Annotated in this window: 21 protein-coding genes and 1 pseudogene; all 22 read left to right on the top strand. The window is 58.8% G+C overall.

Annotated elements, in window-relative coordinates:
• Nucleotides 1–6: 6 nt before the first annotated feature.
• A pseudogene (gene rplD / locus NW818_RS04525) lies at nucleotides 7–633 on the top strand (50S ribosomal protein L4); the annotation flags it as partial.
• A gap of 292 nt (nucleotides 634–925) precedes the next feature.
• Nucleotides 926–1,225, top strand: a complete 300-nt coding sequence (locus tag NW818_RS04520) for a 50S ribosomal protein L23 (protein WP_414330452.1) — start codon at nucleotides 926–928, stop codon at nucleotides 1,223–1,225.
• A gap of 49 nt (nucleotides 1,226–1,274) precedes the next feature.
• On the top strand, nucleotides 1,275–2,159 hold the full coding sequence (gene rplB, locus NW818_RS04515) for a 50S ribosomal protein L2 (protein ID WP_414413740.1): 885 nt from the start codon (nucleotides 1,275–1,277) through the stop codon (nucleotides 2,157–2,159).
• Nucleotides 2,160–2,225: 66 nt separating this feature from the next.
• A complete protein-coding gene (gene rpsS / locus NW818_RS04510; protein ID WP_414331934.1) occupies nucleotides 2,226–2,507 on the top strand; it encodes a 30S ribosomal protein S19 in 282 nt (93 codons plus the stop codon).
• A 45-nt stretch (nucleotides 2,508–2,552) separates the two neighbouring features.
• A complete protein-coding gene (gene rplV, locus NW818_RS04505) occupies nucleotides 2,553–2,927 on the top strand; it encodes a 50S ribosomal protein L22 (RefSeq protein ID WP_011434157.1) in 375 nt (124 codons plus the stop codon).
• A gap of 42 nt (nucleotides 2,928–2,969) precedes the next feature.
• Complete coding sequence (gene rpsC, locus NW818_RS04500) at nucleotides 2,970–3,740, top strand: 30S ribosomal protein S3 (protein ID WP_011434158.1); 771 nt, start codon at nucleotides 2,970–2,972, stop codon at nucleotides 3,738–3,740.
• A gap of 55 nt (nucleotides 3,741–3,795) precedes the next feature.
• The gene (rplP, locus tag NW818_RS04495) at nucleotides 3,796–4,263 is read left to right on the top strand and encodes a 50S ribosomal protein L16 (protein ID WP_011434159.1); all 468 of its coding nucleotides are present in this window, start codon (nucleotides 3,796–3,798) and stop codon (nucleotides 4,261–4,263) included.
• Between the two features lie 13 nt (nucleotides 4,264–4,276).
• A complete protein-coding gene (gene rpmC / locus NW818_RS04490) occupies nucleotides 4,277–4,498 on the top strand; it encodes a 50S ribosomal protein L29 (RefSeq protein WP_011434160.1) in 222 nt (73 codons plus the stop codon).
• A complete protein-coding gene (gene rpsQ / locus NW818_RS04485; protein ID WP_011434161.1) occupies nucleotides 4,498–4,749 on the top strand; it encodes a 30S ribosomal protein S17 in 252 nt (83 codons plus the stop codon). The genes rpmC and rpsQ overlap by 1 nt, the downstream gene beginning before the upstream one ends.
• Complete coding sequence (gene rplN, locus NW818_RS04480; protein ID WP_011434162.1) at nucleotides 4,746–5,114, top strand: 50S ribosomal protein L14; 369 nt, start codon at nucleotides 4,746–4,748, stop codon at nucleotides 5,112–5,114. The genes rpsQ and rplN overlap by 4 nt, the downstream gene beginning before the upstream one ends.
• Nucleotides 5,114–5,512, top strand: a complete 399-nt coding sequence (gene rplX / locus NW818_RS04475; protein ID WP_414344280.1) for a 50S ribosomal protein L24 — start codon at nucleotides 5,114–5,116, stop codon at nucleotides 5,510–5,512. The genes rplN and rplX overlap by 1 nt, the downstream gene beginning before the upstream one ends.
• Nucleotides 5,513–5,578: 66 nt before the next feature.
• On the top strand, nucleotides 5,579–6,121 hold the full coding sequence (gene rplE, locus NW818_RS04470; RefSeq protein ID WP_414355946.1) for a 50S ribosomal protein L5: 543 nt from the start codon (nucleotides 5,579–5,581) through the stop codon (nucleotides 6,119–6,121).
• Between the two features lie 59 nt (nucleotides 6,122–6,180).
• Nucleotides 6,181–6,591 carry a 30S ribosomal protein S8 gene (gene rpsH / locus NW818_RS04465; protein WP_011434165.1) on the top strand — a complete coding sequence of 137 codons (411 nt, stop codon included), beginning with the start codon at nucleotides 6,181–6,183 and terminating at the stop codon, nucleotides 6,589–6,591.
• Nucleotides 6,592–6,624: 33 nt separating this feature from the next.
• Nucleotides 6,625–7,170, top strand: coding sequence for a 50S ribosomal protein L6 (gene rplF / locus NW818_RS04460; RefSeq protein WP_011434166.1), 546 nt, complete (start codon nucleotides 6,625–6,627; stop codon nucleotides 7,168–7,170).
• A gap of 31 nt (nucleotides 7,171–7,201) precedes the next feature.
• Nucleotides 7,202–7,570, top strand: coding sequence for a 50S ribosomal protein L18 (gene rplR / locus NW818_RS04455; protein ID WP_414349593.1), 369 nt, complete (start codon nucleotides 7,202–7,204; stop codon nucleotides 7,568–7,570).
• A gap of 18 nt (nucleotides 7,571–7,588) precedes the next feature.
• Nucleotides 7,589–8,125: a 30S ribosomal protein S5 gene (rpsE, locus tag NW818_RS04450; protein WP_011434168.1), complete on the top strand. Its 537-nt coding sequence runs from the start codon at nucleotides 7,589–7,591 to the stop codon at nucleotides 8,123–8,125.
• Nucleotides 8,126–8,163: 38 nt separating this feature from the next.
• Nucleotides 8,164–8,616 carry a 50S ribosomal protein L15 gene (gene rplO / locus NW818_RS04445; RefSeq protein ID WP_414355942.1) on the top strand — a complete coding sequence of 151 codons (453 nt, stop codon included), beginning with the start codon at nucleotides 8,164–8,166 and terminating at the stop codon, nucleotides 8,614–8,616.
• Nucleotides 8,617–8,768: 152 nt separating this feature from the next.
• Nucleotides 8,769–10,067 (top strand): preprotein translocase subunit SecY, encoded by a 1,299-nt coding sequence (secY, locus tag NW818_RS04440; RefSeq protein ID WP_414412798.1) that lies wholly within the window; start codon nucleotides 8,769–8,771, stop codon nucleotides 10,065–10,067.
• A complete protein-coding gene (locus tag NW818_RS04435; RefSeq protein ID WP_011434171.1) occupies nucleotides 10,067–10,648 on the top strand; it encodes an adenylate kinase in 582 nt (193 codons plus the stop codon). The genes secY and NW818_RS04435 overlap by 1 nt, the downstream gene beginning before the upstream one ends.
• Nucleotides 10,649–10,686: 38 nt before the next feature.
• Nucleotides 10,687–11,460: a type I methionyl aminopeptidase gene (map, locus tag NW818_RS04430; RefSeq protein WP_011434172.1), complete on the top strand. Its 774-nt coding sequence runs from the start codon at nucleotides 10,687–10,689 to the stop codon at nucleotides 11,458–11,460.
• 130 nt (nucleotides 11,461–11,590) lie between these two features.
• Nucleotides 11,591–11,815 carry a translation initiation factor IF-1 gene (infA, locus tag NW818_RS04425; protein WP_011434173.1) on the top strand — a complete coding sequence of 75 codons (225 nt, stop codon included), beginning with the start codon at nucleotides 11,591–11,593 and terminating at the stop codon, nucleotides 11,813–11,815.
• Between the two features lie 23 nt (nucleotides 11,816–11,838).
• Complete coding sequence (locus NW818_RS04420; protein ID WP_414423936.1) at nucleotides 11,839–12,483, top strand: alpha/beta fold hydrolase; 645 nt, start codon at nucleotides 11,839–11,841, stop codon at nucleotides 12,481–12,483.
• Nucleotides 12,484–12,504: the final 21 nt, after the last annotated feature.

Here is a 12,504-nt window from a genome sequence, read left to right as displayed (position 1 = left end):
GAAACCATGGCAAGTTGTGTGGTGAAAAATTGGCAAGGGGAAACGGTGGGCAGCGCGGAGCTGAGCCTTAAAGTTGCTCGTCCCGAAACAGCCGCCCACATTCTCTATCTGGCACTGCGCCGGCAGATGACCAATGCTCGTCAGGGCAACGCCCACACCAAGACCCGAGCTGAGGTGCGCGGCGGCGGTCGCAAGCCTTGGAAGCAGAAAGGCACCGGTCGGGCCCGTGCCGGCTCCATCCGCTCCCCACTTTGGCGCAAAGGGGGGGTGATCTTCGGCCCCCGCAAGCGGGAATACAACCTGGCCATGAACCGCAAAGAACGGCAACTGGCCCTGCGCACCGCTCTGCAAAGTCGGGTGGAAGACCTGATCGTCGTGGAGGATTTCCAGGAGCAGCTCAACCCGCCCAAAACCCGTGCTGTGGCCCAGGCTTTGCTGCGCTGGGGGGTGATGGAAGATCAATCGGCTCTGCTCATCGTTGCCGAACGCTCGGAAGCCGTAGAGCGGGCCGTGCGCAACATCGCCCGCGTTAAGCTGATCGGCCTGGATCAGATCAACGTTTTCGATCTGCTCAACGTCGATTGGGTGCTGATCACCGTTTCTGCCCTAGAGCAGCTCAAGGCCCGTTGGGGATCCGACGCCGCGCCGGCAGTTCTGGAGAGGCCCTCTGAGACTGCGCCTCAGGCCGACCTAGCCGGAGATCAGGCCCTGCCCGGAGATGGGCCGGAAGATCAGGCCGTTCCAGAAAGCGAACACGAGGAAGAAGGGCAGGAAGACCAAGCTGACCTTCAAGGACGTCCAGCAGATCAGCAGGGGCCAGAAGAGCAAACCGAAGAGCCCCAAGATCAAGCAGAAGAACTGGCTCAAGGAGTAGAGCCGCCAACTGCAGAAGAGGCCGAAACAGCCCCAGCAGAGGAGGAAAGCGATGACTGAGAGCAAGCGGATCCTGGCCGACGTCCTGTTGCGCCCCGTCATCACCGAAAAGGCAACCGCCTTGATGGAGCAGCGCAAATATGTCTTTGAAGTGCTGCCCACCGCCACCAAGCCGCTCATCCGAGCTGCCGTCGAAGAAATGTTCCGCGTGCGAGTTACTTCCGTCAACACCCTGAAGCTCCCGCGCAAGCAACGGCGGGTGGGCCGCTTCGTTGGCTATCGCACCCGTCCCAAGCGAGCCATCGTGACCTTGGCGGAGGGAGATTCCATCACCCTCTTCCCGGACACCTAACCCCCCTTTTTGAGTTGTTGTCATCCCATCCCCCACCCCTACCCGAGCCATGGGCATTCGTACTCTCCGACCTTACACCCCCAGCACCCGTCACATGACGGTCTCTGACTTCGAGGAGCTGTCCCGTGACGAGAACGGCAAGCGGCCCAGACCGGAAAAGTCGCTGCTGCAATTTATTCACCGCAAGAAAGGGCGCAACAACCGTGGCGTCATCACCTGCCGGCACCGCGGTGGTGGCCACAAGCGGCTTTACCGCATCATCGACTTCCGCCGTGACAAGCGGGGGATCCCGGGGACCGTCAAAACCGTCGAGTACGATCCCAACCGCAGTGCCCACATCTGCTTGGTGGAATACGAAGACGGAGAGAAACGCTACATCCTCGCTCCCCGCAACCTAGAGGTGGGATCCACCATCATGGCCGGGCCAGAGGCCCCCTTTGAGATCGGCAATGCCATGCCCCTGGAGCGGATCCCCTTGGGAACGGTGGTTCACAATGTGGAGCTGTATCCCGGTCGCGGCGGGCAGATCGTTCGCGCCGCCGGGGCTGGCGCTCAAGTGGTGGCCAGAGAAGGCAAATATGTCTCCCTCAAGCTGCCCTCCGGCGAAGTCCGCATGATCCGCGGCGAGTGCTACGCCACCATCGGCCAACTGGGCAACGTTGACCACAACAACATCAGCCTGGGCAAGGCGGGTCGTAGCCGTTGGTTGGGGCGCCGTCCCAAGGTGCGTGGCTCGGTGATGAACCCTGTGGATCATCCCCATGGTGGCGGGGAAGGGCGAGCCCCCATAGGCCGCAGTACCCCTGTCACCCCTTGGGGCAAGCCCACCCTGGGGTACAAGACCCGCAAACGCAACAAGCCCAGCAACAAATTCATCGTGCGCGGTCGCCGTCGCGGAGGCCGCCGGGACAAGGGCGGAAGGGCTGCTCAGTAGCCGCTGGCCATTCGCTCCCCGAAGCTTTTTCGACAGTGAATTGCTTATCAAACGGTTGAGGTTCTTATGGGACGTTCGCTGAAAAAAGGCCCCTTTGTGGATGCCAAGCTGCTTCTCAAGGTGGAGAAGATGAACGAGCGCAACGAGAAGCACATGATCAAGACCTGGTCGCGGGCCAGCACCATCTTGCCGGTCATGATCGGCCACACCATCGCCGTTCACAACGGCAAGCAACACGTGCCCATCTACATCACCGATCAGATGGTGGGTCACAAGCTGGGGGAATTCGTTCCCACCCGTACCTTCCGCGGTCACGCGGGGAGCGACAAAAAAGCCGCTCGCCGTTGAGAGGAATAACGAACAGGAAAGTATCGAGTAGGCAAGGAGAGGGCCATGGCCGATTCATCCCCTGAGGTTAAAGCGGTAGCCCGCTATATCCGCATGTCCCCCTTTAAAGTGCGGCGGGTGTTGGATCAGATCCGTGGGCGCACCTATGCCGATGCCCTGATTCTTTTGGAGTTCATGCCCTACGCTGCCTGTGAGCCGGTTCGTAAGGTGCTGCGCTCGGCGGTGGCCAACGCAGAGCACAACAACGGCTTGGATCCCCGGGATCTGGTGATCAGCCAAGCCTACGCCGATCAGGGTCCTGTGCTGAAACGGTTTCGCCCCCGCGCCCAAGGGCGGGCCTACCCCATTCGCAAGCGCACCTGTCACATCACCATCGCCGTCCGGCCCATAGAGGAAGCTGAAGCGGCGACGGCCTCTTAACCTCCTGTATTTCTAGCCCTTTACCCTTCAACCGACACCACCATGGGACAGAAGATCCACCCCACCGGTTTCCGCCTCGGCGTGATTAAAGAACATCGCAGCCGCTGGTTTGCCGATCCGGCCCGCTATCCAGCCCTGTTACAGGAGGACGACCAGATTCGCACCTACCTGACCAAGCAACTGAGCAGTGCTGGTTTGGCCGATATCCAAATCGAGCGCAAAGCGGATCAAATTGACCTGGAGATCCGGGCTGCTCGCCCTGGGGTAGTTGTGGGTCGGGGCGGATCCAGCCTAGAGACTTTGCGCCAAGGTCTACAGAAAGAGCTGTCCGCGCTAGCGGGACAAAGCCCTGGTTCACGAGGTGGTGGCGAGCGAACCATTCGCATCAATGTAGTAGAGGTCACCCGTGCCGATGCCGAGGCGACCTTGTTGGCGGAAAACATTGCCCAACAGTTGGAACGGCGGATTGCCTTTCGCCGCATCGTGCGCCAGGTGATCCAACGGGCCCAGCGGGCAGGTGTACAAGGGATCAAAATCCAAATTGCCGGGCGTCTGAACGGGGCCGAGATTGCCCGCACCGAATGGACGCGGGAGGGGCGGATCCCTTTGCATACTTTGCGGGCCGACATCGACTACGCCGAGCACCTCGCCCACACCACTTTCGGCATCATCGGGGTCAAGGTCTGGGTCTTCAAAGGGGAAGTTCTGCCCGGGCAGGAACGCCACGAACAGAAGTTTCCCCTGCAACAGCCCAAACGTCGGCAGCAGCGGCGGCGGCCCACCTTTGAAGATCGCTCGGCTCAGGAGGCCTGAGGGCCAACACCGGAACGTCCAGGGATCCCTATCGCAGTTGACTTAAGGAACGGCCATGTTAAGCCCCAAACGCACCAAGTACCGCAAGCAACAGCGCGGGCGCATGAAAGGCAAAGCGACCCGTGGCAACCGCATCAACTTTGGGGAATACGGCCTTGTGGCCCTAGAACCCGCCTGGATTACAGCTCGACAGATCGAGGCCAGCCGTCGAGCCATGACCCGCTATGTTCGGCGGGGCGGCCAAATCTGGATTCGCATCTTTCCCGACAAGCCCGTTACTCAGCGAGCCGCGGAAACCCGCATGGGATCCGGCAAAGGCAACCCTGAGTACTGGGTTTGTGTCGTCAAGCCGGGCCGTATCCTCTTCGAAATGGGGGGAGTGGCAGAGCCTATCGCCCGCGAGGCCATGCGCCTTGCCGCCCAGAAGCTGCCCATTAAGGTCAAGTTTGTAACCAAAGCCGACTTTGAAAAGCCAGAGCCCGCCCAGGCAACGGCTTCAGAGGTGGCCACCAGCAGTGTATGAGGAGAGTTCAGCCATGCCCATGCCCAAAATTGCTGATGCCCGTGCTTTATCGGACGAAGAGCTGAGCAACGAAATCTACGCCGTCAAGAAAGAGCTGTTTGAGCTGCGTTTGCAGCAGGCCACGCGGCAGTTGAACCAGCCCCATCTCATCCGGCTGCGCAAACACAAGCTGGCGCAACTACTAACTGTGGAGGGAGAGCGTAAGCGGGGCAAACGCCCAACCAAGGAGGAGTAATGGCTGTTCGGGAGAAGATTGGCATTGTTGTCAGCAACAAGATGCAAAAAACGGTGGTTGTTGCTGTGGAAAATCGAGTTGCTCACCCGAAGTACGGCAAGATCGTCGTCAAGACCAAGAAGTTTAAGGCCCACGACGAGGAAAACCGCTGTCAAGAAGGGGATCTGGTGCGCATCACGGAAACCCGTCCCCTTAGCCGCACCAAGCGTTGGCAAGTTGCCGAAATCCTGAGGGAGGTGAAGAAACTATGATTCAGCAGCAAACTATGCTGACGGTGGCCGACAACACCGGTGCTCGCAAGATGATGTGTATTCGCGTGCTGGGCAGCAGTGGCCGTCGCTACGCCAGCTTGGGCGATGTGATCATTGGTGTCGTCAAGGATGCCCTGCCCAACATGCCCGTCAAAAAATCCGATGTTGTCAAGGCTGTTGTTATCCGCACCGTCGATACGGTACGTCGCCCTGACGGCATGTGCATCCGCTTCGACGACAACGCCGCCGTGATCATCAACAACGACGGCAATCCCCGTGGAACTCGTGTTTTCGGCCCTGTAGCCCGCGAGCTGCGGGAGAAAAACTTCACCAAGATCATCTCCCTGGCCCCGGAGGTACTCTGATGGTTCGCCCCCTCAAACCCAGCCAAATTCAGCGCCTAGTTCGGCGCCCCGGCATTCGCAAGCACCGCAACAGCCTGCGCTACAAAATGTGTATCAAGCAAGGGGATACCGTGCAGGTGATCTCCGGCGATGACAAAGGCAAAATCGGCGAGGTGCTGCGCGTTTTTCCCGAGTGCAACATGGTTTTGGTGGAAGGGGTTAACATTGTTACCTACCACCGTAAACCCCAGCGAGAAGGGGAAAGTGGCCGAATTGAGACCAAGGAAGCTCCCATTCCCGTCTGCAAAGTGATGGCCTATTCCAAGAAGCAGGAGGTGGCCAGCCGTATCGGCTATCAAATCACCGCCGATGGTCGCAAGGTTCGCGTCCTTAAGAAAACGGGTGAGATTCTCGACTAAGCTTTTGATCCCTTTCCACCATTGGTTTGGCTCTGACCCAGCCCAGAGCCGCAAGGAGAAGCCACCATGCCCCAACGTCTGCAAATCCTCTACAACACCGTCATCGTCCCCAAGCTGCAAAAGGAGTTGGGCTACACCAACATCCACCAGGTGCCCCGCCTGGAGAAGATCGTCATCAACCGCGGCTTGGGGGAAGCTTCCCAAAATGCCAAGGCTCTGGAATCCTCCATTGCCGAGATCAGCGCCATCACTGGCCAGCGGCCCGTGATCACCCGCGCCAAGAAGGCAATTGCCAGCTTCAAGATTCGCAAGGGCATGCCTGTCGGCCTGATGGTGACCCTGCGACGGGAGCGCATGTATGCGTTTTTGGATCGCCTGATCAACATTGCTCTGCCCCGTATCCGTGACTTCCGCGGTGTCAGCCCCAAGGCCTTTGATGGACGAGGCAACTACACCCTCGGCATCCGTGAACAACTGATTTTTCCCGAAATCAACTATGACTCTGTGGATCAGTTGCGAGGTATGGATATCTCCATTGTGACCACTGCTAAAACCGACGAAGAGGGCCGTGCCCTGCTCAAAGCGTTTGGCATGCCCTTTGCCTCCTAGGTTGCCCACCCTGACTTTTCTTGATCTGCATCGATCTTCCGAGGAGCACTGACCCACCGATGGCCCACACCAACGACACGATCGCCGATATGCTCACCCGCATTCGCAATGCCACCATGGCTCGGCACGAGTCGGTGGCAGTTCCGGCCACCCGCATGACCCGCAGCATCGCTCGCGTTCTTCATGAGGAAGGGTTCGTCAGCGAATGGAAGGAGGAGGGAGAAGGGATCCAAGCCCGAGTGGTGTTGCGATTGAAGTACAAAGGCAAAGGCCGCAACTGCAGGCCCATCATCAATGGTCTAAAGCGGGTGAGCCGACCGGGTCTGCGGGTTTACCGCAACCACAAAGAGCTGCCCCGAGTGCTGGGAGGAATTGGGATCGCCATCATCTCCACCTCCAACGGCATCATGACCGACCGGGAGGCTCGTAAGCAGGGCATTGGTGGTGAAGTCCTCTGTCTTGTCTACTAGACCTTAAGTTTTCTCTGGTCAGGAGTTTTTCCCATGTCCCGTATCGGTAGACGCCCCATCGCCCTTCCTGCCAAGGTGGAGATCCAGATCGACGGCCAACACATTGCAGTGAAAGGCCCGAAAGGTCAACTGTCCCGCAGTTTACCGCCCTTGATCACAGTCCAGCAAAACGCTCAGATGCTCACGGTCAGCCGTCTCAACGATTCTCGGCCTGCCCGCCAACTGCACGGCCTTTGCCGCACCTTGGTCGCCAACATGGTCGATGGAGTATCCAAGGGATTTGAGCGGCGGCTGGAATTGGTGGGCGTGGGCTACCGGGCTGCCATCCAAGGCAGCAAGTTGGTTTTGAACGTTGGCTACAGCCATCCTGTGGAGATCCCCTTTCCTCCTGGCATCCAAATTGCCGTTGAGGGAAACAACATCATTGTTGTCTCAGGCACAGATAAAGAACTGGTGGGCAATACTGCCGCCCGCATCCGAGCGGTCCGGCCTCCGGAGCCCTACAAGGGGAAAGGGATCCGTTATCTAGGGGAACAAGTTCGCCGCAAGGCGGGTAAATCCGGGAAAGCGAAGAAGTAAATAGCCCATTGCGAAAGCGGGACGGAGTCCTATGAAAACCAGCCGCAAAATCACCACCCAACGTCGTCATCGACGCATTCGCCGCAAGGTCTTTGGCACTGCCGAGCGGCCTCGCCTGGCCGTGTTTCGCTCCCATCGACACATCTACGCCCAGGTGATCGACGATGTAGCCCAGCATACCTTAACCTCTGCCTCCACCTTGGACACGGAGCTGCGCGAAAAATTCAAAGAAACCGGGACGGCTACTCAAGAAGCGGCTGCCTTGGTGGGCCGCTCAGTTGCTGAACGAGCCTTACAGATGGGCATTTCCCGCGTGGTTTTCGATCGGGGGGGCAAGCTCTATCACGGGCGCGTTCAGGCTTTGGCAGAAGCTGCCCGAGAAGCAGGGTTACAGTTCTAGCTACTGAGGACATAGCACATGGCTGAGCAGAGGGAACGTCGCAGAAGCAAAAAAAACCGCGAAGAGCAACCCACCGAGTGGCAAGAGCGGGTCATCCAGATTCGCCGCGTCACCAAGGTGGTCAAGGGCGGCAAGAAGTTGAGCTTCCGCGCTGTGGTGGTGGTCGGCAACGAGCGGGGCCAAGTCGGGGTTGGCGTAGGCAAAGCCAACGATGTGATCGGAGCAGTGCGCAAGGGGGTTGTGGACGGTAAAAAGCACCTGATTGAGGTGCCCCTCACCAAAGGTTTGTCCGTACCCCATCCCATGCAGGGGGCAGGCGGCGGTGCCACCGTCTTGGTCATGCCAGCAGCTCCCGGCACAGGCGTCATCGCAGGGGGGGCAGTCCGCACCGTTCTGGAGCTGGCGGGTGTACGCAACAGCTTGGCCAAGCAACTGGGATCCAGCAACCCCCTCAACAATGCCCGTGCCACCATCGATGCGCTGCGGCGGATGCGTACCTTTAAGCAGGTGGCCCAAGACCGAGACATCGATGTGCGCCGCCTATTGGGCAAGTGATGGACAGGTGATATTGAGCAAGTGAGCTAGAGGTAGACATGCGACTGGAAGACATTCGGCCTCAAGCAGGTTCGACGCGGCGGCGGCGGCGGCTAGGTCGTGGCGTTTCTGCCGGGCAGGGGGCCTCCTGTGGCAAGGGGATGCGGGGGCAAAAGGCCCGCAAGGGGGGTGGTACACGACCCGGCTTTGAAGGGGGGCAGACTCCCCTCTACCGGCGTTTGCCCAAGCTTAAGCATTTCCCCCGCTACACGCGGCGTCTGGAATACACCCTGGTCAACCTGCGCGCCTTGGCGGATCTGCCTGCCGGCAGCGAGGTCAGCCTGCAAAGCTTAATGGAACGAGGGATCGTCACCACCAACGATGGCCCGCTGAAGATCTTGGGAGATGGGGAAGTCAGCGTGCCCCTGACGATCAGGGCGGCGGCTATTACCGCTTCAGCCAAAGCCAAGATCGAGGCAGCCGGAGGTCGGGTGGAGATTTTGGGATCCTAAACCCCTTCTTCCCGTTGCTCTGGCCGGCTTCTGCCGGGTGGCGCTGAGTTGCACTTTTTTGATTTTGCTTTGATTTTGCCGACTGCTCCACCAGCAGCGTAGAGTGGTAGATAGCTAACCTTGCCCTTTGCTCCCGCGAGATTCTCTTCCCTATGGTTGACACACGAGGTTCCGCCCCCTCTGCCCAAGAGACCTTTATGCAGATGGCTATGGCCTCTGGCCTGCGCAGCCGTCTGTTTCTCACCTTGGGCTTGCTGCTGTTGGTCAGACTGGGCATTTACATCCCCATTCCCGGTATCGATCGGGCCCGCTTTGCTGCCGAAGCTGCCAACAGCCCTGTGTTTGGCTTGCTGGATGTCTTCTCCGGCGGGGGGATTTCTGCTTTGGGAATTTTCGCCCTTGGGATCCTGCCCTTCATCAACGCCTCGATCATCATGCAGTTGCTGGTCTCGGCCATTCCGGCCTTAGAGAACCTGCAGAAAAACGAGGGAGAACAGGGGCGGCGGCAGATTTCTCAGTACACCCGCTATGTCACCTTGGTTTGGGCCATCATCCAGGGCATTGGCATTTCCTTTTGGGTGCGGGAGTTTGCCAGTACCACCAATGAGTTGGCCTTCATGGCCTCCACCACCTTGGCTCTGGCGGCAGGATCCCTGTTTGTGATGTGGCTGGGAGAGATGATCACGGAGAAAGGGGTGGGAAGTGGCCCTTCGCTCTTGATCTTCGTCAACATTGTTGCCACTCTGCCCCGTGCCCTCGGACAGACTATTAGCCTGGCCCGTGCCGATAGCAGCACCATCGGTGGCATCTTGCTGTTGCTGGCAATCTTTTTGGTCACCATTGTCGGCATTGTCTTTGTCCAAGAAGGCAGCCGCAAGATCCCGATCGTCTACGCCAAGCGCCAGGTGGGCAACAAGCTGTTCCGCGAGCAGAAAAGCTATCTGCCCCTGAGGCTAAACCAAGGGGGGGTGATGCCGATCATCTTTGCCTACTCGGTGATGTCCCTGCCTTTGGCCTTGGCCCAGTACACCCAAAACCTGACCTTGGTGCAGGTGGCCAACTTCCTATCCCCCACCTCCTGGTTCTACATTCCCTTCTATTTCGTGCTGATCCTCTTCTTCAGCTACTTCTACGCCTCTTTGCTCATCAACCCGGTGGATCTGGCTCAAAACTTGAAGAAGATGGGGGCCAGCATTCCAGGGGTACGCCCGGGCAAGGCCACTGCCGAGTATGTCGAAGGGATCCTCAACCGCCTGACGCTGCTGGGGGCTTTGTTCCTGTGCGCGGTGGCCATCATCCCGACGACGGTGGAACGGGCAACCGGCATCACCACTTTCCAAGGTTTGGGGGCGACCTCGCTGCTGATTTTGGTGGGGGTGGCGATCGAGACCTCCAAGCAGATCCAGACTTATGTCATCTCACAACGCTACGAAGGGATGGTCAAACAGTAGTGCCGAGGTTGATCTTTCTGGGGCCGCCGGGGGCGGGCAAAGGTACACAGGCGGAGCGGCTGGCGGCCATTTACCACACGCCCAAAATTTCCACAGGCGATCTGTTGCGGGCCGAGGTGAAAGCCCAAACGCCCCTGGGGTGCCAGGCCAAGGTTTACATGGATGCGGGAGAGCTGGTGCCTGACGAGGTGCTGATCGGAATGGTGAAGGGGCAGTTGCAGCAATCTCCAGAGCAGGGCTGGATCCTAGATGGATTTCCTCGCACCTTAGCCCAGGCAGAGGCCTTGGAAGAGCTGCTGCAAGAGCTGGGCCAAGATTATGACTACGTCCTCAACTTGGAGGTGCCGGATGAGGTGGTGGTGGCCCGGCTGCTGGCCCGGGGCAAGGAACAGGGGCGCAGCGATGATGCGGATCGGTCGGTGATTCTCAAGCGTCTGGAGGTCTATCGGCAGCAGACGGCTCCCCTAATTGATTTTTATGAGGCCAAGGGGCGCTTGCAGCGGGTCAACGGCAACCAGCCGATGGAATCCGTACAGGAACATCTGCAGGCTCTTTTGGAAGGCTTCAGGAGGACGGCGTGATCAGAGCAGGAGCTGGAAATCCCTCCCAGCGGCGGGGCATGCAGCTCATCGAGATCAAATCTCGCCGCGAAGTGGAGAAAATGCGGCGGGCCGGTCGGGTGGTGGCCCAAGTATTGCAGGAGATCGCGGAGCGCCTAGAGCCGGGCTGGACTACGGCAGATATCGATGCCTATGCCGAGAGACGGGTGGCCCAACTCAATGCTTTGCCCAGTTTCAAGGGCTACTACGGCTTTCCCGCCTGCGTTTGTGTCAGTGTCAACCATGAGGTGGTGCACGGGATCCCCAGTCCCCGTAAAGTGGTGCAGCCGGGAGATGTGGTCAAAGTGGATTTTGGTGCCATCGTCGAGGGCTGGCATGCGGATTCCTGTATCACCATCGGCCTGGAACCCCTGAGCGACGCAGCTCGGGATCTGATCGATACTGCGGCCAAAGCCCTGCAGACGGGCATCGACTGTGTGCGCCACGGCGTTTGGCTTCAGGATGTCTCGGGTGCCATTGAAGATTACATCGAGGGGCGGGGCTATTCTGTGGTGAAGCAGTATGTTGGTCACGGGGTGGGGCGCAACCTGCACGAGGAGCCGCAGTTTCCCAACTATCGCACCCGCGATCTGCCCAATCCCAAGCTGCGCTCCGGCATGACGGTGGCCATTGAGCCGATGGTGAATGCGGGGGGAGAGGCAACCCGAGTGTTGCCAGACCAATGGACGGTGGTCACAGTAGATGGCTCTTGGTCAGCTCAGTTTGAGCACACGGTCTTGGTCACCGAGTCTGGAGCAGAAATTTTGACCGATCGCACGCCTTTTCAGTCCTAAGGGATCCCCTGATGAAGGACTGCAACGGTTAGGATAGAAGAGATGGAGTATATTTTCATTTCTTAATAGCGCGTGTCGTCGCGGCTGTGGATTGTTCTGTTGTTTGTTATGTCGTTTTTGGGAGGGCTCATTGTCTAAGGAAGATGCCATTGAAATGGAGGGGGTTGTTACGGAATCCCTGCCCAACGCCATGTTCCGAGTGGATCTGGACAACGGCTTCAACGTGCTCGCTCATATCTCCGGCAAAATTCGCCGCAACTACATCAAGATCTTGCCCGGCGACCGGGTTAAGGTGGAGCTGAGCCCCTATGACCTCAACAAAGGGCGCATCACCTACCGCCTTAAGAAAAAGTAAGTTCCCCAGCCGGGCTGCTGAGCATGAAGGAGCTGAGCCAAGTTCTCAAGACCAGCCTCTGGGCTACAGTCGGCGGCTTGGGTGCTCTAGCCGTTTTCAACGCTTGGATCTCTTCCCAAACTCAGCCTCTGCAGAGCCTGTTGCCGGGAGAGGAAAGGCATCACTTCTGGCGCGGCCATCGCCTGTTTTACAAGGTCATGGGATCCGGCCAGCCGTTGTTGCTGGTGCACGGCATTGGGGCAGGCTCCTCCAGCTATGAGTTTCGTGCCATTATGGCGGAGCTGGGGCAGCACTATCAAGTCTATGCTCTGGATTTGTTGGGGTGGGGCAACTCAGAACGTCCAGATTTGAAGTACACCGGCAGCCTCTATGCCGAGATGATCGGGGATTTTGTCCAGGAGGTGATCGGGCGACCGTGTCACGTCATTGCCAATTCCCTCTCGGCAGGGTTTGCGCTGCGCTCGGCCCGTCTACAGCCCCACCATTGGCAGAAGCTGTTGCTCATCGCCCCTCTGGGAGACAACAGCCTCATCCCCGATGCCCTCGGGATCCCTTTGGCCCAGATTGCCTATGGATTCCTCAGCCTGCCCGTTCTGGGGTTGGCCTTCTACAACGGCATCACCGCCCCCTGGAGTGTACGCTTGTTTACAGAGCAGAGCTTGTTCTGATACATTTACGCTGAACACTGC

This window comes from Synechococcus sp. R6-5 (assembly GCF_047461775.1).
In the GTDB taxonomy this organism is placed as follows: domain Bacteria; phylum Cyanobacteriota; class Cyanobacteriia; order Thermostichales; family Thermostichaceae; genus Thermostichus.
Note: the sequence above shows the minus strand (reverse complement) of the source record. Positions and strands in the feature narration are given on the sequence as shown.